General features: G+C 62.1%; 14 protein-coding genes and 2 pseudogenes. 4 read left to right on the top strand and 12 right to left on the bottom strand.

Annotation, left to right across the window (positions count from 1 at the left end; all coding sequences use genetic code 11):
- Positions 1-46 precede the first annotated feature (46 nt).
- Both O7A61_RS14475 and O7A61_RS14470 read left to right on the top strand, forming a co-directional pair.
- Positions 47-607, top strand: coding sequence for a DUF1003 domain-containing protein (locus O7A61_RS14475; RefSeq protein ID WP_140770853.1), 561 nt, complete (start codon positions 47-49; stop codon positions 605-607).
- Complete coding sequence (locus O7A61_RS14470; RefSeq protein ID WP_140503628.1) at positions 604-1,191, top strand: DedA family protein; 588 nt, start codon at positions 604-606, stop codon at positions 1,189-1,191. Before O7A61_RS14475 ends, O7A61_RS14470 begins: the two co-directional genes overlap by 4 nt.
- A 5-nt stretch (positions 1,192-1,196) precedes the next feature.
- Here the strand turns inward: O7A61_RS14470 and O7A61_RS14465 are convergent, their stop codons facing one another.
- From O7A61_RS14465 to O7A61_RS14455, 3 genes are all read right to left on the bottom strand, one after another.
- Entirely contained in the window at positions 1,197-1,784 is a 588-nt protein-coding gene (locus tag O7A61_RS14465) for a hemerythrin domain-containing protein (protein WP_337130380.1), read from the bottom strand.
- Positions 1,785-1,824: 40 nt separating this feature from the next.
- The gene (locus tag O7A61_RS14460) at positions 1,825-2,184 is read right to left on the bottom strand and encodes a diacylglycerol kinase (protein WP_337130395.1); all 360 of its coding nucleotides are present in this window, start codon (positions 2,182-2,184) and stop codon (positions 1,825-1,827) included.
- A gap of 78 nt (positions 2,185-2,262) precedes the next feature.
- Positions 2,263-2,679, bottom strand: coding sequence for a GFA family protein (locus tag O7A61_RS14455; protein WP_337130394.1), 417 nt, complete (start codon positions 2,677-2,679; stop codon positions 2,263-2,265).
- A 391-nt stretch (positions 2,680-3,070) separates the two neighbouring features.
- Here O7A61_RS14455 and O7A61_RS14450 point away from each other — a divergent pair, with 391 nt between their 5' ends.
- Positions 3,071-4,141 carry a GGDEF domain-containing protein gene (locus O7A61_RS14450; RefSeq protein ID WP_337130379.1) on the top strand — a complete coding sequence of 357 codons (1,071 nt, stop codon included), beginning with the start codon at positions 3,071-3,073 and terminating at the stop codon, positions 4,139-4,141.
- Between the two features lie 102 nt (positions 4,142-4,243).
- On the opposite strand, the gene O7A61_RS14445 is transcribed toward O7A61_RS14450, so the two are convergent.
- The 3 genes from O7A61_RS14445 to O7A61_RS14435 all read right to left on the bottom strand — a co-directional run bounded on the left by O7A61_RS14445 (position 4,244) and on the right by O7A61_RS14435 (position 9,632).
- Positions 4,244-5,617, bottom strand: a complete 1,374-nt coding sequence (locus O7A61_RS14445; RefSeq protein ID WP_027146378.1) for a class II 3-deoxy-7-phosphoheptulonate synthase — start codon at positions 5,615-5,617, stop codon at positions 4,244-4,246.
- A 158-nt stretch (positions 5,618-5,775) separates the two neighbouring features.
- Complete coding sequence (mfd, locus tag O7A61_RS14440) at positions 5,776-9,273, bottom strand: transcription-repair coupling factor (protein ID WP_337130378.1); 3,498 nt, start codon at positions 9,271-9,273, stop codon at positions 5,776-5,778.
- Positions 9,274-9,344: 71 nt separating this feature from the next.
- Positions 9,345-9,632 carry a succinate dehydrogenase assembly factor 2 gene (locus tag O7A61_RS14435; RefSeq protein ID WP_027146380.1) on the bottom strand — a complete coding sequence of 96 codons (288 nt, stop codon included), beginning with the start codon at positions 9,630-9,632 and terminating at the stop codon, positions 9,345-9,347.
- A gap of 93 nt (positions 9,633-9,725) precedes the next feature.
- Between O7A61_RS14435 and recG the strand changes: the two genes are divergently transcribed.
- On the top strand, positions 9,726-11,834 hold the full coding sequence (gene recG, locus O7A61_RS14430; protein ID WP_337130377.1) for an ATP-dependent DNA helicase RecG: 2,109 nt from the start codon (positions 9,726-9,728) through the stop codon (positions 11,832-11,834).
- Here recG and O7A61_RS14425 read toward each other — a convergent pair.
- The 6 genes and pseudogenes from O7A61_RS14425 to O7A61_RS14400 form a co-directional block, all read right to left on the bottom strand.
- Positions 11,786-12,538, bottom strand: coding sequence for a DUF502 domain-containing protein (locus O7A61_RS14425; protein ID WP_140503612.1), 753 nt, complete (start codon positions 12,536-12,538; stop codon positions 11,786-11,788). The two genes, recG and O7A61_RS14425, sit on opposite strands and share 49 nt — an antisense overlap.
- Positions 12,539-12,627: 89 nt before the next feature.
- Positions 12,628-12,927, bottom strand: a complete 300-nt coding sequence (locus O7A61_RS14420; RefSeq protein WP_337109222.1) for a HigA family addiction module antitoxin — start codon at positions 12,925-12,927, stop codon at positions 12,628-12,630.
- Between the two features lie 38 nt (positions 12,928-12,965).
- A pseudogene (locus O7A61_RS14415) lies at positions 12,966-13,246 on the bottom strand (type II toxin-antitoxin system RelE/ParE family toxin).
- 102 nt (positions 13,247-13,348) lie between these two features.
- Entirely contained in the window at positions 13,349-15,172 is a 1,824-nt protein-coding gene (gene glmS / locus O7A61_RS14410) for a glutamine--fructose-6-phosphate transaminase (isomerizing) (RefSeq protein WP_337130376.1), read from the bottom strand.
- A 202-nt stretch (positions 15,173-15,374) separates the two neighbouring features.
- Positions 15,375-16,751 (bottom strand): bifunctional UDP-N-acetylglucosamine diphosphorylase/glucosamine-1-phosphate N-acetyltransferase GlmU, encoded by a 1,377-nt coding sequence (gene glmU / locus O7A61_RS14405; RefSeq protein ID WP_337130375.1) that lies wholly within the window; start codon positions 16,749-16,751, stop codon positions 15,375-15,377.
- 159 nt (positions 16,752-16,910) lie between these two features.
- Positions 16,911-17,236, bottom strand: a pseudogene (locus O7A61_RS14400) (cytochrome c biogenesis protein CcdA); the annotation flags it as partial.

The raw sequence follows: 17,236 nt of genomic DNA, 5'->3' as shown, positions 1-17,236 counted from the left end.
GCCGGCAGCCTCTACCTCTAGCGCAGCAAAGCGCTTGGAGACGACCATGAACAGGACGATCGACGATCTGGCGAACCGCTGGCTGAGGCGAAAGCCGGATGGGCTGAGCCAGCTGGAGAGCCGGGTGCTGCAAAGCACCATCGAGCGTACCACCATCACCAGGGACACCAACAAGGCCGTGGCCTTCCACCAGACCTTTGGCGACCGCCTTGCCGATACGATAGCCCGCATCGGGGGCTCCTGGTCGTTCATCCTGACCTTCGTCGCCTTCCTGATCGTGTGGACATCAGGCAATGTGTGGCTGTTGTCGCGCGATGCGTTCGACCCCTACCCCTTCATCTTCCTCAACCTGGTGCTGTCGATGGTCGCCGCCCTGCAGGCGCCGGTGATCATGATGGCGCAGAACCGCCAGACCGAGCGCGACCGCATCGATGCCGCCCATGACTACGAGGTCAATCTGAAGGCCGAGATCGAGATCATGGCGCTGCACGAGAAACTGGACGAACTGCGCCACAGCGAGATCATCGGCATGCGCGACGAGATCGTGCGGCTGGCGGAAATGGTCAAGCGGATCGATGAAAGACTGTCACAGCAGTCGGCTTCATGACCGACGCGATCCACCATTTTATCGAACAATACGGGTTGCTGGCGGTTTTTCTCGGCTGCGTGGCCGAAGGCGAAAGTGCTGCGATCCTGGGTGGCTTCTTCGCTCACCAGCATGTTTTCGTATTGTGGCATGCCTTTGTCGCGGCAGCGCTGGGTGCCTTCGCCGGCGACACCTTCTTCTTCACCCTCGGCAGGAGTTTCGCCGACAATCGCCATGTCGTCAGGCTGCGCCGGCGGCCCGGCTTTCGCCGCGCCTACCGCCTGCTCAACACTCATCCCAACATCTTCGTGCTGTCGAACCGCTACGTCTACGGCATGCGCCTGGTCGGCGGCGTGGCGGCCGGCCTTTCGACCATAGCGGCGCCGCGCTTCGTTATCCTCAACGCCATCTCATCGGTGATCTGGGCGGTGCTGTTCAGCACGATCGGTTATGTCTTCGGGTTGGGGGCCGAAGAATTGGTTGGCCAGGCGCTGATGCGCCACGAGCGGTTGTTCGTCGGGCTTGGCATCGGCCTTGCCGTGGCCGTGCTTGCATGGCTTGTCGCCCGCCACATCGCCAAGCGGGAGCGCGCCAAGGAGTTTTGACCGGGCTAGTCGATGCCGAGCTCCTGATCACCCCGATCGAGAATGAGCGGGATGATCAGATCCTCCTCATCGGCGAGATGCCGGGTTAGCATCGCGATCAGTCGGCTGTTTTCGTCGGCAAAAGCATCGGCGGCGAAGCGCTGCTTGTCTTCACTCTCCTGAAGTGTACGGATGAAGGCATTCGCTGCCTCGGCGTTGCGCTCCAGTCCTTCGTGGATCGTGTGGTGATCGGCATCGAGGATGTCGAAGCCACGTTTCAGACGGGGCTCCGCCTTGGTGAAAGCCGGGAAATACTGGTAATCCTCGACATTGTGATGGCCGTCGAGATGCCCGAGAAAATGGTTGAGGCACGGTGCGAACCAGCGCGCGAAATCGGGTGCCGTCAGTGCGCCTTCGCGATAGTTGCCAATGCCGCCGGTGAGCATGCCGCCGAGCTCGCGGAACATGTCGTGCCCCTGCAGCCACATATTGGCCAAACCGTGAATATTGGCGTGACCCTGCCAGTTCTCGCGCGGATACTTTTCGGCCAGCCAGCGCAGGTCGTCCGGCAGGCCCAAGCGTTCGAGAAGCGAGGAATTCGTGAGCTCTGCCATGACGGTCTCCTTTGGTGACTGTCATATAGGGATCAAAGTCTCAGATCGGCACCCCAATTATACGTTCGATGAGAGCGATGCTCCAGACGCCGCCAGCAATGACTACCGAAATCAGCACCGCCAGCGAGCCACAATCCTTGGCGAGTTGGATGTCGATGTGGAATTCACGAGAAATTGCGTCGCACGCCGCTTCGATGCCGGTGTTCAGCACTTCGACCATGATCAAGAGGAGCACCGCGCCGATCAGCAGCGCGTAACCGCGCCAGGATACCGAGACGAACCATCCGGCCGGCAAGGCCAGCACCAGCAGCATCAATTCCTGCTGGAAAGCCTTCTCGCTGACCGCAAGCTTGCGAAATGCCCGCACCGAATTGATAAAAGCATCGATCAACCGCTGCATGCCAGGGCCCCTCTCGGAATCACCGGCCCGAGATAAAGCAATGCCCCGATCAATGGAATAAGGCTGACCGTCCAAATTTCATTCAGCGACCGGTATGGATGGTGTCGACTTTTCAAACTGAGGCAGCCCGTCGTCTATCGAATAATAGTCGCCCTTGTCGCCGACGAAGATATGACATTCGCCCTTGAGCGCTGTCGGGTTGTCGAACGATCCCGCCATGACCGAAATATAGTCCTTATCCATTGCCTTCCAGAACAGCAGCGAGCCGCATGTCTTGCAAAAGCCGCGCTTGGCAAAGGAAGAAGCCTCGTACCAGGTGATGCTTTCCGTACCGTCGATCACGATGTCGGGGTCGGCAACATTGGTCGCGGCATAGAAATGCCCGCTCTGTTTGCGGCATTGCGAACAATGGCAGTAGACAACGCCACGCAACGTCCCACTTGTCCGGAAGCGGACCGCTCCGCACAGACATGATCCCTGGTGGTTGTCGCTCATTTCGGCACTCCTCGAAGAAACTTCGTCCGGCATCAAGATTCCAGCTTCGCGGTGGTTACGCGCAAGCAAATACGACATCGATTGGCGTGACGAATTCGAAATTCAGTTTCATTTGCAGCAGTTCAAATTCAAAACGTCAAACAGGCTGCTATTCAGGGATGGCGGCGCAAAACTTTACGCGCGTACAGTCACAGCTAGAGAAAAACTGTGGAAGTCGTGCGAATTAAGGAAACTTTAGCGCCGACGCAACTATGATCTCACAAGCGAAGGGTGCGGATGGGGCCGCGCCTCTTTGCCAGATGTTCTGGAGCATTGGGTAGCGCTCCCCAGGTCGGCGATCAATGGACCCGGGAATTCTGCGTCGGGATCCGAGGGGAAGAGTGAATCAGACATGCAGCCGGCAGCAGCCTCGACCGAACGAAGCACCGATATCGCAACCACCGTTGTCGCGACCATGCGCCAGCTTGGCGTACTCGGTCTGCCACGCAACTACGAGATTTTCTATGAGGCCTTGAGCGGCACCAATCGCGAGCTCAGCCTCGCCGTCGTATCGTTGAGCAACCGGCCGACGCAGGACGAACTCGACCAGATCGGACGCACCTTCTTCGCCCACAACCATGGTCCCGGCATCGTCGAGCATGCCAGAGACGTCATCGCCCGAGAACTCGAGGAGGTCGCGTCGCTCCTGCGCAGCGAGCGCAGCCACATCGAAAAATACGGCAGGATCCTCGATGAGACATCAAGCGGCCTGAGCAACCGCAGCCTTCTCTCCCAGGACCTTCTGCAAAAGATCGCCAACGCAATGACCATCGCCACCAATTCGACGATCGATCACGGCCGGCAGATCGCCTCGACGCTCAGCGACAAGACGGCAGAACTCGAAAGCGTCAAGTCGAAGCTCGAGGAATACAAGCGGCTGGCCGACACGGATCCGTTGACCAAGATCTGGAACCGCCGCGCCTTCGACAAGGAAGTCACCAAGATCTACAACAGCAACAAGGGTATCCTGTTCAATGCCCTGGTCCTCGTCGACATCGATCGGTTCAAGGACATCAACGATCGCTACGGCCATCCTGTCGGCGACAAGATCATCCAGATCATCGCCGAGATTTTCCAGACCAGCATTCGCGGCGACATGTTCGTCGCCCGCACCGGCGGCGAGGAGTTCGCGCTGATCATCGAGGGCGCCAGCGAGGACGCAACCTACGAGATCGCGGAACGCATTCGCGCCCTGATCGAGCAGACGCCGTTCACCAGCAGCCAGACCGGCATGAATTACGGCACGGTGACGGTATCGATGGGTATCTGCATGGCGTCCGAGGCCGAAGGCCCCGAGGACCTCTACACCAAGGCGGATCGGGCGCTCTATCGCTCGAAAGTCAGTGGCCGCAACCGCGTTACCAGGCATTCGGCCGTGGCAGGGCGCGCCGGCAAGAGCTGGCTGCTCTACAAGCAAGACTGAAGCTTTTGCGGCTGCACCGGCACGGTCGGAGGCAAAAGATGAAAATGGAAAAGGCGCCGGGGTTCCCAGGCGCCTTTGCCTTATCGATCCAATTGGCCAGGCTCAGCCGTTCGCGACCTGCTTGTGCTGCACCGGATGGCTCTTCTTCAACAGGTCCGAGACCAGGAACGCCAGTTCGATCGCCTGGTCGGCATTGAGGCGCGGATCGCAATGGGTGTGGTAGCGGTCCTGCAACTCCTCGGCCGTGATGGCGCGCGCGCCACCGGTGCATTCGGTGACGTTCTTGCCGGTCATCTCGACATGGATGCCGCCTGGATGCGTGCCTTCGGCGCGGTGCACCTCGAAGAAGGTCTGCACCTCCTTCAGGATGCGGTCGAAGGGCCGCGTCTTGTAGCCGGCCGCTTCGATCGTGTTGCCATGCATCGGGTCCGACGACCAGACCACGCTGCGGCCTTCCTTCTGCACCGCGCGCACCAGCTTCGGCAGATGGTCGGCAACCTTGTCGGAACCGAAGCGGGCGATCAGCGTCAATCGCCCCGGCTCGTTCTCGGGGTTCAGCAGATCGATCAGTTCCAGCAAGCCGTCCGGCGTCAGCGACGGACCGCATTTCAGGCCGAGCGGGTTCTTGATGCCGCGGCAATATTCGACGTGCGCATGGTCGGGTTGGCGCGTGCGGTCGCCAATCCAGATCATATGGCCCGACGTGGCGTACCAGTCGCCGGAGGTCGAATCCACACGGGTCAGCGCCTCCTCGTAGCCGAGCAGCAGCGCCTCGTGGCTGGTGTAGAAGTCGGTTTCGCGCAGCGCGAAATTGGTTTCCGACGTAATGCCGACGGCGCGCATGAAATCCATGGTCTCGGTGATGCGGTTGGCAAGCGATTCGTATTTCTCGCCCTGCGGGCTGTCGGAGACGAAGCCGAGCATCCAGCGATGCACATTCTCCAGGTTGGCATAGCCGCCCTGCGCGAAGGCACGCAGAAGATTGAGCGTCGCCGCCGACTGACGATAAGCCATTTCCTGGCGGGCGGGATCGGGAATGCGTGATTTCGCGTCGAATTCGATGCCATTGATGATGTCGCCGCGATAGCTCGGCAGCGTCACCTCGCCCTTAGTCTCGTTGTCGGACGAGCGCGGCTTGGCGAACTGGCCGGCGACGCGGCCAACCTTCACCACTGGCTGCGCACCGGCGAAGGTCAGCACGACCGACATCTGCAGGAAGACGCGGAAGAAGTCGCGGATATTGTCCGCGCCATGTTCGGCAAAACTCTCGGCGCAGTCGCCGCCCTGGAGCAGGAAGGCTTCACCGGCGGCAACAGTCGCCAGCTGCTTCTTCAGCTTGCGCGCCTCGCCGGCGAAGACCAGCGGCGGAAAGGTGGCGAGTTGGGCTTCCGTGTTCTTCAGCGCGGCAAGGTCCGGATAAGCGGGAACCTGCTTGATCGGCTTTGCTCTCCACGAATTCGGCGACCATTTCGTCATCGCTGCACCCAACGCTCTTTCCGGCGAACACCTTGCCCGCCATTTCCAGCCCCTAAATGGGGTGGCGGCTCCATACACGAAGCCGATTTCCTATTCTAGACCGGAATTTCGGTGCTGGCGAATGGCTTGACGCCCCCAGGACGCCCCGAAAGGTGAGATCAGGCCGTCTTCTCAGCCAACTTCGCCAGTTGCGTCATGACGACAGCCGAGCCCGCCAGACGCTTCTCCGCCGTCGGCCAGTCGCGGGTGAAGACCACGCTATGGTCGGCCCGGATCTTGGCCAGCGATCCCTGCTCGCCAATATACTTGACCAGCCCGACGGGGTTCGAAAACTCGCGCTTGCGGAAATGGATGACGACGCCCTTCGGCCCCGCATCGAGCTTCTCGACATTGGCCTTGCGGCAGAGCGCCTTGATGAAGACGATCTTGAGGAGATGTTTCACCTCCTCCGGCAGCGCGCCGAAACGGTCGATCAGCTCGGCGCCGAAGGCGTCGATTTCCTCGGTGTTTTCGAGATCGCCGAGACGGCGGTAGAGCGCCAGCCTGAGCTGCAGGTCCGGCACGTAGCCTTCCGGGATCATCACGGCGGTGCCGACGGCGATCTGCGGCGACCAGCCGCCATCCTGGACCTCGCCGGAATCCTTCACCTCGGCCACCGCCTCCTCCAGCATCTGCTGGTAGAGCTCGAAGCCGACCTCCTTGATGTGCCCGGACTGTTCCTCGCCGAGAAGATTGCCGGCGCCCCTGATGTCGAGGTCATGGCTGGCGAGCTGGAAACCGGCGCCCAGCGTGTCGAGCGATTGCAGCACCTTCAGCCGGCGCTCGGCGGTGTCGGTCAGCTTGCGGTTGGCCGGCAGGGTGAACAGCGCATAGGCGCGCACCTTCGAGCGCCCGACGCGGCCGCGCAGCTGATACAGCTGCGACAGGCCGAACATGTCGGCGCGATGGATGATCAGCGTGTTGGCGGTCGGGATGTCGAGGCCGGATTCGACGATTGTGGTCGACAGAAGCACGTCGTACTGGCCGTCGTAGAAGGCGTTCATGATGTCGTCGAGTTCGCCCGGCGGCATCTGGCCGTGGGCCACCGCCACCTTCAGTTCGGGAACGGATTCCTTCAGGAAATCATTGATTTCCGCCAGATCGCTGATACGAGGCACGACATAGAAAGAATGCCCGCCACGGTAACGCTCACGCAGCAGCGTCTCGCGAATCACCAAGGGATCGAACGGCGAGATGAAGGTGCGTACCGCCATGCGGTCGACCGGCGGCGTGGCGATGAGCGACAGTTCGCGCACGCCCGTCAGCGCCAGCTGCAGCGTGCGCGGGATCGGCGTCGCCGACAGCGTCAGCACATGGACGTCGGTCTTCAGGTCTTTCAGCCGCTCCTTGTGCTTGACGCCAAAATGCTGCTCCTCGTCGATAATCAGCAGGCCGAGATTCTTGAACGAGATGGCGGAACCGAGCAGCGCATGGGTGCCGATAACGATATCGACCTGCCCTTCGGCGATGCCCTTCTTGGTCTCGGCCAGATCCTTGGCACCGACCAGCCGCGAGGCCTGGGCGACACGAATGGGAAGCCCTGAGAAACGCTGCGAGAATGTCTTGAAATGCTGGCGCGACAACAGCGTCGTCGGCACCACCACCGCGACCTGAAACCCTTCCATCGCCGCGATGAAGGCGCCGCGCAGCGCCACTTCGGTCTTGCCAAAGCCGACGTCGCCGCAGATCAGCCGGTCCATCGGCTTGCCGGCACCAAGGTCGCCACGCACCGAGTCGATGGCCGTCTGCTGGTCGTCGGTTTCCTCGTAAGGGAAACGGGCGGCAAACTCGTCATAGAGGCCTTCGGCCGGCACCAGCGCCGGCGCGGCGCGCATCTGACGCTCGGCGGCGATGCGGATCAGTTGCCCGGCCATATCGAGCAGGCGTCGCTTCAGCTTGGCCTTGCGCGACTGCCAGGCGCCGCCGCCGAGCTTGTCCAGCGTCGCCTCGGCTGTGTCGGAGCCGTAGCGCGACAGCAGCTCGATGTTTTCCACCGGCAGGAACAACCGGTCGTCGCCGGCATAGTGGATTTCCAGGCAATCATGCGGCGCGCCGACCGCTTCGATGGTGCGCAGGCCAATGAAGCGGCCAATGCCATGGTCGGTATGGACGACAATGTCACCGGCCGACAAGGCCGAGGCCTCGGCAATGAAATCGGAAGCGCGCTTCTTGCGCTTCGAGCGGCGGATCAGCCGGTCGCCCAGAATGTCCTGTTCGGCGACAACCACCAGCTGTTCGGTCTCAAAGCCGGATTCCAGCGGCAAAACCGCCAATGCGGCCTGTCCCGGCTCGAGCTGTTCAGCCTCCGCCAGCGTCTCGACCTGCTTGAGATTGCCGAGATGGTGCTCGGCCAGGATCTGGCCAAGCCGGTCGAGCGATCCTTCGGTCCAGCCTGCGATGACGACGCGGCGGCGCGCCGCGCGCTCGTCGGCTATGTGCCGGACGACGACATCGAAGACATTGACGTTCGGATCGGCTCGCTCCTCGACGAAGCTGCGACCATGGCGCGAGCCGGCGTGGAAGACTTTCTTACCCCCCAAATCGGGCGCATCGAACACGGTAAAGTCAATGTCTTCGCGCTCGCCAAGCGAAGTCTTGAGATTCTCCGGCGAGAGATAGAGCAGGTCCGGCGCAACCGGCTTGTAGGGCACCGCATCTCTAAGCGCCCCGTCAGCCTGTTTTTTGCGCGCCTCGTAGTGGTCGAGGATCAGCGTATGGCGCTCGGCAAGCGCTTCATGCGCCAGATGGTCGAAAACCACGGGTGCGTCGGGCAGGTAGTCGAACACGGTCTCCAGCCGCTCGTAGAAGAACGGCAGCCAATGCTCCATGCCGGCGAAGCGCCGCCCTTCGCTGACCGCTGCGTAGAGCCCGTCGTCACGCGATGGCGCGCCAAAGGCTTCGATATAGGAGCGGCGGAAGCGGCTGATGGTTTCCGGCGTCAGCGCCACTTCGCTCATCGCCTGCAGCGCCATCGACTTGCGCTGGCCGGTGGTGCGCTGCGTGGCGGCGTCGAAGACGCGGATCGATTCCAGTGTGTCGCCGAAGAAATCAAGCCGCAGCGCCTCGGTCCAACCGGGTGCGAAGAGGTCGAGAATGCCGCCGCGCACCGCGAATTCGCCGATGCCGCGCACGGTCGGCACCCGCTCGAATCCCGACGTGTCCAGCCGTGCGATCAGCGCATTCATGTCGATCTGGTTGCCGGGTCTGGCGTGGAAGGTCTGCGCCTCGACAAGCTCAGCCGGCGGAATGCGCTGCAGCAGCGCGTTGGCGGTGGTAAGAATGACGGCACGGTGCGGTTTCTTCGCCAGCGCAATCATGGCGGTCAGTGCATCGAGGCGCTTGGCGGCGGCATCGGAACCGGGCGACACACGGTCGTATGGCAGGCAGTCCCAGGCAGGCAGTTCCAGCACAGGCAGGCCGGGCGCGACGAAGGACAGCGCCTCGATGATGGACGGCAAGCGCTGGCCGTCGCGGGCCACGAACAGCACCGGCTTGTCGGGTGCGATTTCGAGCGCCGTCTGTACCAGCGCGAAGGCCTCGTAGCCGTCGGCGACACCGTCGACGATGAACTGGCCGGCGCGGCCCTTCGGCAAGCCAATGGTGGGGATGAGAGCCATCAAATCACGGTCTTGTTTATCGCAATTCCGAACGGAAAACCGCTTCGCACTTTTCCTGGAATTGCTTTTGTTCAGAATGTCATGGTCCGGCGGGACGCCAGGATTTTTTGCAGGACGGCACAGTCGATCTCCGCCGGCACCGGGCGTTCGCCCGTGACCAGCGGCAGGAATTCTGTGTCGGCAATATCGAGGAGCCTCTCATATTGGTCGATTTCCTCGGCGGTCAAGGTGCCGATCTCGGCATCGGCGAAGGTGCCGAGGATGAGGTCCATCTCGCGTAGGCCGCGATGCCAGGAGCGGAACAACAGCTTGCGGCGGTGGGCGTCCAGCCCCTCGCTTGATCGTTTCGTTCCGGTCATTGTGCCGCATCCTCGCTTCAAGCGGCGCATATAGCGTGGATAGTGGGCGGTGTCAGCCTTTGCGCTGCGGCCGTCGCGACATAAGCTGACATCATGCGTCCTTCCATACTCGATCCCCTGTTTGTCCCGATCACCTCGCTTGCCGGCGTCGGGCCGAAGGTCGGTGCCCTGATCGAGAAGGTCGTGGCGGCCGACCTCGGCGATCGCGCCGCGCGCGCCGGCGATCTCCTGTTCGTGCTGCCCCACACCGTGATCGACCGCCGCAATCGGCCTGGCATCGCCCTCGCGGCCGAAGGCGCTATCGTGACGCTTGAGTTGCGCATAGACCGTCACCAGCCGCCGCCGCGCGGCAACAGGTCGGTGCCCTACCGGGTGTACGCCCATGACGATACCGGCGAAATCGGCCTGACCTTCTTCCATGCCCATGCCGCCTATCTCGAAAAGGCAATGCCTGTCGGCGAGCATGTCGTGGTGTCTGGCCGCATGGAATGGTTCAACGGACGCCCGACCATGGTCCATCCCGACCATATCGCACTCGCCAGCGAAGCCGAGAACCTGCCGCTGGTCGAGCCGGTCTATCCGCTGACCGCCGGGCTGTCCGGCAAGGTGCTGCGCCGTGCGATCGGCCAGGCGCTCGGCCGCCTGCCGGACCTGCCGGAATGGCAGGATGATGCCTTCATGCGCCGCCAGAGCTTTCCGTCCTTTGGCGACGCGCTGACCCGTATCCATTATCCCGGCGATCCGATCGATGTCGCGGTCGAAGGGGCTGCATGGCGCCGCCTCGCCTATGATGAATTGCTCGCCGGCCAGGTCTCGCTGGCCCTGGTGCGGGCAAAGGTGCGACGCCTGTCAGGCCGCCCTCTCGTCGGCGATGGCCGCATCGTCGAGAAGCTGCGTGCGGCCCTGCCCTATTCACTCACTCCCTCGCAGGAATTCGCGCTCGCCGAAATCAACGCCGATCTCGCCGATCCAGAGCGCATGCTGCGGCTGCTGCAAGGCGATGTCGGTTCGGGCAAGACGGTCGTGGCTTTGCTGGCCATGGCACGCGCCGTCGAGGCCGGCGGCCAGGCGGCGCTGATGGCGCCGACCGAAATCCTGGCGCGCCAGCATCTGGCGACGATCACCCCGCTTGCAGCCAAGGTCGGCTTGCGCATCGCAATCCTGACCGGCCGTGAAAAGGGCCGCGAGCGAGCCGAAACACTGGCTGGTCTTGCCAGCGGCGAGATCGATATCATCGTCGGCACCCACGCGCTGTTTCAGGAAACGGTCAGCTTCCACGATCTGGTCCTGGCCGTCATCGATGAGCAGCATCGCTTCGGCGTCCATCAGCGGCTTGCCATCACCGCCAAGGGCGACGCGCCCGACATGCTGGTGATGACCGCGACCCCGATCCCGCGCACGCTGGTGCTGACCGCCTTCGGCGACATGGATGTCTCGAAGCTGACGGAAAAACCGGCCGGCCGTCAGCCGATCCGCACCGTCACCCTGCCGCTCGAACGGCTCGACGAGCTGGTCGGCCGCATGCTCGATGCCGTCGCGGATGGCCAGAAGATCTACTGGATTTGCCCGCTGGTCGAGGAATCCGAAGAAATCAAGCTAATGTCGGCCGAGGATCGCTTCGCTTCGCTGAAGCCGCTGTTCGGCGATCGCATCGGCCTTGTCCATGGCCGCATGAAGGGTGCCGAGAAGGACGAGGCGATGCGTGCCTTCAAGCAAGGCGAGACGCGCATCCTGATCGCCACCACGGTCATCGAAGTCGGCGTCGACGTTCCTGACGCCACGATCATGGTCATCGAGCATGCCGAACGCTTCGGGCTCGCCCAGTTGCACCAGCTGCGCGGCCGGGTCGGACGCGGCGACAAGCCCTCATCCTGCGTGCTGCTCTACAAGGACCCGCTTGGCGAGACCGCCAAACGCCGGCTGTCGGTGATGCGCGAGACCGAGGACGGCTTCCTGATCGCCGAAGAGGATCTGAAACTGCGCGGCGAAGGCGAATTGCTCGGCACGCGCCAGTCCGGCACGCCGGGTTTCCAGGTGGCGCGCATCGACGTGCATGCCGATCTGCTGGAGGCCGCCCGAGACGACGCCAGGCTGATCCTGTCGCGGGACCCCGAACTGCAATCGGATCGCGGCGAGGCGCTGCGGCTCCTGCTCTATTTGTTCGGCCGCGACGAGGCCGTGCGGCTCCTGCGCGCCGGATGAGGCCCTAGCGGCGGATTGGCCAAAGTTCCGTTGATCGGCTCACCGTTCAGCGTCACCAATTTCGTCTTCACCTCGGGGGCCACCAACCCGGCCGACACGATCAGCTTGGCGCCGTCCTCGATGGTCATGTCGAGCGGCACGATATCCGACTTCAGAACATACATCAGGAAACCGGTCGTCGGGTTCGGCGTGCACGGCATGAACACCGCAATCAGTGGATCGCCTTCCTGGTCGAGCTTCTGGTTGATCTCGGTTTCCTTCTCGCTGGCGACAAACACCAGCGACCACACGCCCTTGCGTGGATATTCGACCAGCCCAACCTGGCGGAACATGTCGCCCTTGTTCGACAGCACGGTCTCGAAAATCTGTTTCAGCGAGCCATAGATGCCGCGCACCAGCGGCATGCGGCCAAGCAGGCGCTCGCCAAACCCGACGATGGCGCGGCCGACAATGTTGGCCGTCAGGAAGCCGATCAGCGTGATCAGGATGAGCGCGACGATCAGCCCGAACCCCGGAACCGGGAACGGCAGATAGCTGTCGGGACTGTAGCGCGCCGGAATATAGGGTTTGACCCAGGAATCGACCCAGCCGATGAAGGACCAGGCGATATAGGCGGTGATCGCCAGCGGCGCGCAGACGATGAAGCCCGTGAGGAAATAGTTCCTCAGCCGGGTCATGCCGGAAGTCTTCGAAGCGTCTGACATGGTTCACCGGGCACGGGTTGCGGCGCGACATTAGTGAACCGGAAGGCGCTTTGGAACTGCGAAGTTTTTAGAAGTTTTTAAAGGTCCTATTATGCGGCTGTTTCCAGCGGCGCGATCTTCTCAAGTTCCGGCGCCAGCTTCTTCGCCTCAGTCTCAAGCTCGTAAGCCTGCTGAAAATTCATCCAGAACTCAGGCGTTGTGTTGAAAAACCTGGCGAGGCGAAGGGCCGTGTCGGGAGTCAAGCCGATCTCTTCCTTGGCAATGCGTTCAATACGGGTGCGCGGAAGATTGAGTTTTTTCGCCAGCGCGCCTGCACTCATGCCGAGCGGGACGAGATATTCTTCACGCAGGAATTCTCCAGGATGAACTGGACGTGCGAACTTGAGCATAGTTCAGGAGTCCTCAAGGGTTCAGGGCAAGTGCCCGCTCAATGGTAATCGACGATCTCCACGTCTTCAGCCCCAGCAGCCGTCCACCTGAAGCAGATGCGCGACTGGTCGTTGATGCGAATTGAATGTTGCCCAACGCGGCTCCCTTTCCGGGCTTCCAGATGGTTTCCGGCGGCGATCGAAGGTCATTCAGCTGGGCAGCGTTGGCAATCGCGCGAAGACGACGTTCGCCACGAGCAACCAAACCCGGCGGAAAGCCTTTTGGCGCCTTCCCTTCGGCAACCGTTTCGACCGCCTTGTCTTTAAACGAAACGATCAACGAGGCGCCCTCTTAATTGTATCATACATTGATACAGAGCGGCGGGCAAGTATCACCGATCGATACAAAATTTGCGGGCGGCAAATTGGGAGTCGCCGATAGCTATTCCACCGTCACTGATTTCGCCAAATTGCGCGGCTGATCGACGTCGGTGCCCATGAAAACGGCGGCGAAATACGCAAGCATCTGGATCGGCAGCGCGTAGATGATGGGCGAGATGATTTCCGGCACATCCGGAAGCACGATGGTTTCCATCGTCTTCACGCCCACCTGTGCCGCGCCCTTGGCGTCGGTGATCAGGATGATCTTGCCGCCACGCGCCGCCACTTCCTGCATGTTGGACACGGTCTTTTCGAAAATGCGATCGTGCGGCGCAATCACGATCACCGGCATGTTCTCGTCGATCAGCGCGATCGGCCCGTGCTTCAGCTCGCCCGCGGCATAGCCTTCGGCATGGATGTAGGAGATTTCCTTGAGCTTCAGCGCGCCTTCCATGGCCAGCGGGAAATTGGTGTCGCGTCCGAGATAGAGCACGTCCTTGTAGCGGGACAGCTCCCGCGCGATCCGTTCGATCTGTTCTTCGAGCTTCAGCACCTGGTTGGCGTAGCGCGGTGCTTCCGAAAGCGCTCGCACCAGGATCTTCTCTTGCTCCTTCGAGATCGCTCCGCGCGCCACGCCGGCGCGCACGGCAAGCGACGCGAGCACGGACAACTGACAGGTGAAAGCCTTGGTCGAGGCGACGCCGATCTCAGGCCCCGCCAGCGTCGGCAGCACGACGTCGGATTCGCGCGCCATTGTCGATTCCCGCACATTGACGACCGCGCCGATCTTCATGCCGGCCTTGCGGCAATAGCGCAGCGAAGCCAGCGTATCGGCGGTCTCGCCCGACTGCGAGATGAAGAAGGCGGCATCGCTGGCCGACAGCGGCATTTCGCGATAGCGGAATTCCGACGCGACATCGATATCGACCGGCAGCCGAGCATAGCGCTCGAACCAGTATTTGCCGATCAGGCCGGCAAGATACGCAGTGCCGCAGGCGGAGATAGCCAGGCGGCCGATCTTGGCGAAATCGAATGGCAGGTCGAGCGGCTTGGAGATGCCGGAGACGAAATCGACGTAGTGCGCCAGTGTGTGCGAGATCACTTCGGGCTGCTCATGGATTTCCTTTTCCATGAAATGGCGGCGGTTGCCCTTGTCGACCATGAAGCTGGTCGACAGCGACTGCTGGCGCTTGCGGTCGACTTTCTTGCCGTCGATATCGAAGATGGCGACGCTCTCGCGGCGCACCACCGCCCAGTCGCCGTCCTCGAGATAGGTGATCGAATTGGTGAACGGAGCGAGCGCAATGGCGTCGGAGCCCAAAAACATCTCGCCATCGCCATGGCCGACGGCCAGAGGCGGGCCGTTGCGGGCGCCGACGATGAGGTTCTCGTCGCCCTTGAACATGATAGCCAGCGCAAAAGCGCCTTCCAGCCGCTTCAGCGCCTTGTGCGCGGCCTCGACCGGCTTCAGACCTTTCGCGAGTTCCCGTGCCACCAGATGCGCCACGACCTCGGTGTCGGTCTGCGACGAGAAGGAATAGCCGTCGCGGACCAACTCGTCGCGCAGTTCGGCGAAATTCTCGATGATGCCGTTGTGGACGATGGCGACGCCCTCCGAAAAGTGCGGATGCGCATTGGTCTCGTTGGGCACGCCGTGGGTTGCCCAGCGCGTATGGCCGATACCGATAGTGCCGTCGAGCGGCTCGTCCTTGAGCCGGCGTTCGAGGTTGACCAGCTTGCCCTCGGCACGGCGGCGGCCAAGTTGACCCTTTTCGATGGTGGCGACGCCTGCCGAGTCATAACCGCGATATTCGAGCCGCTTCAGCGCGTCGACGATGAGCGGCGCAACCTGCGAGTGGCCGACGATTCCAACGATACCGCACATGCAGACAGTCCCCGATTGCCCATGGAAAACCAGCGCTATTTAGGGGTGGCCGGCCTGCCGCGAAAGTCACATTGCATTTCGTCCGGTGTAACGGACACTTGCGCACGCATGCACCATGACAGACCGCTCTTGCAATCCGGTTACCGCAATCGTTCGTTTTTTTCGATTGCTTCGGCAAGAAAGCAGACTTGTCGACCAATGGCTAATGGTCGGCGCCGGCTGCCTTCTTCTTCGCCGCCGCGGCCGAAGCAAACCGTTCGCGCAACTCCTTCCCCTTGCCGGGGATCGTCTTCTGGCGAGCCCTGCCGAAGGCCAGAGCGTCGTCGGGAACGCTTTCGGTGATGACACTGCCCGAGGCGATATAGCCGCCATTGCCGATGGTGACGGGTGCCACGAGCGAGGAATTGGAGCCGATGAAGGCGCCCTCGCCGATGTCGGTGAAGAATTTCGAATAGCCATCGTAGTTGCAGGTGATGGTGCCGGCGCCGATATTGGCCCCAGCGCCGACGCGCGCGTCACCGATATAGGTCAGGTGGTTGACCTTGGCGCCCTCCTCGATAACGGCCTGCTTGACCTCGCAGAAATTGCCGACCTTGGCCTTGTTCCTGAGATCGGCGCCTGGCCGCAGCCGTGCGAACGGCCCGACATCGCAATTGGAGGCGATGGTGGCGCCTTCGATATGGCTGAAGGCGTGGATCTTGGCACCCGAGGCAACCATCACACCCGGTCCGAACCAGACATTGGGCTCGACGATCGTGTCGGCGCCGATTTCGGTATCGTGCGAGAAATAGACTGTTTCCGGCGCAATCAGCGTCACGCCCGACAGCATCGCCTCATGGCGCCGGCGCTGTTGCCAGATGGCTTCGGCTTGCGCCAGTTCGGCGCGGTTGTTGATGCCGAGCGCACTTTCGAAGCTGGCTTCGGTGGCAACGACATCGAGACCCTGTGCGCCGGCAATCTCGACGATGTCAGTGAGATAATACTCGCCCTTGGCGTTCTTGTTGTCGACGGCGTCGAGCAGTTTCAGCGCGTGCGCGCCGGCCACCGCCATCATGCCGGCGTTGCAGAAGCCGATTTTCCTCTCCTCTTCGGAGCAGTCTTTTTCCTCGCGGATGGCAATCAGCTTGCCGCCCTTTTCGATCAGCCGACCATAGCCGGTCGGATTGGGTGGGCGGAATCCGATCACCACGACGGCAGCACCTTCCGCCAACCTCAGCCGCGCCACCGTCAGGGTATCCGCATCGATCAGCGGCGTGTCGCCAAACATGACAAGAACATCGTCATAACCCTTTGATATCGCTGCGCGGGCAGCGATCACTGCATGCGCCGTACCCAAGCGCTTTTCCTGCACGAAGGTCTCAGCCTCAGGTGCGAACTTCGCCGCCGTCTTGCGCATCTCGTCGGCGCCATGACCGATCACCAGCGCCACGCCGGTCGCGCCAGCGGCCTCGGCCGCCTTCACCACATGGGCGACCATCGGCAACCCCGCGATCTGGTGGAGCACCTTCGGCAGCGCGCTCTTCATGCGTGTGCCTTCGCCGGCGGCGAGGATGACGGACAGGCAGGTTCTCTGGTTCATGGAAAGGCAACCATATGAAATGCGTTGGGAATCAAGACATGCTAGCAGTGGCGCCATGCTGCACCAATGCGGTTAAATTCCGGTGAGATGGTAGAGCAGCTGACTCTTAATCGGCGGGTCCGCGGCTCAATCCCGTGCCTCGCCCCACGCCGACAAGCCTCAGCCCAACCGCCCCAGCACCGGAAAATTCTCCAGCAGCCAGTAGGACACGGTCTGCACGCCGCCGGTGAGGAAGAACACGCCGGCGACCACCAGCAGCGCGCCGATCGCCTTCTCGACAAGGCCGAGGTGAACGCGGAATTTGCCGAGGAAGCGCATGAAGGCGCCTGAGAACAGCGCGGCGATCAGGAACGGGATGCCCAGCCCCAGCGAATAGGCGGCGAGCAGCAGCGCGCCCTCGCCCACGGTTTCGCGGCCGCCGGCCAGCGTCAGGATCGGTCCCAGCACCGGGCCGATGCAGGGCGTCCAGCCGAAGGCGAAGGCAA

The sequence above is a fragment of the Mesorhizobium sp. Cs1321R2N1 genome (assembly GCF_037179725.1).
GTDB classification, from domain to species: domain Bacteria; phylum Pseudomonadota; class Alphaproteobacteria; order Rhizobiales; family Rhizobiaceae; genus Mesorhizobium; species Mesorhizobium salmacidum.
This window is presented reverse-complemented; position numbering and strand designations above follow the sequence as displayed.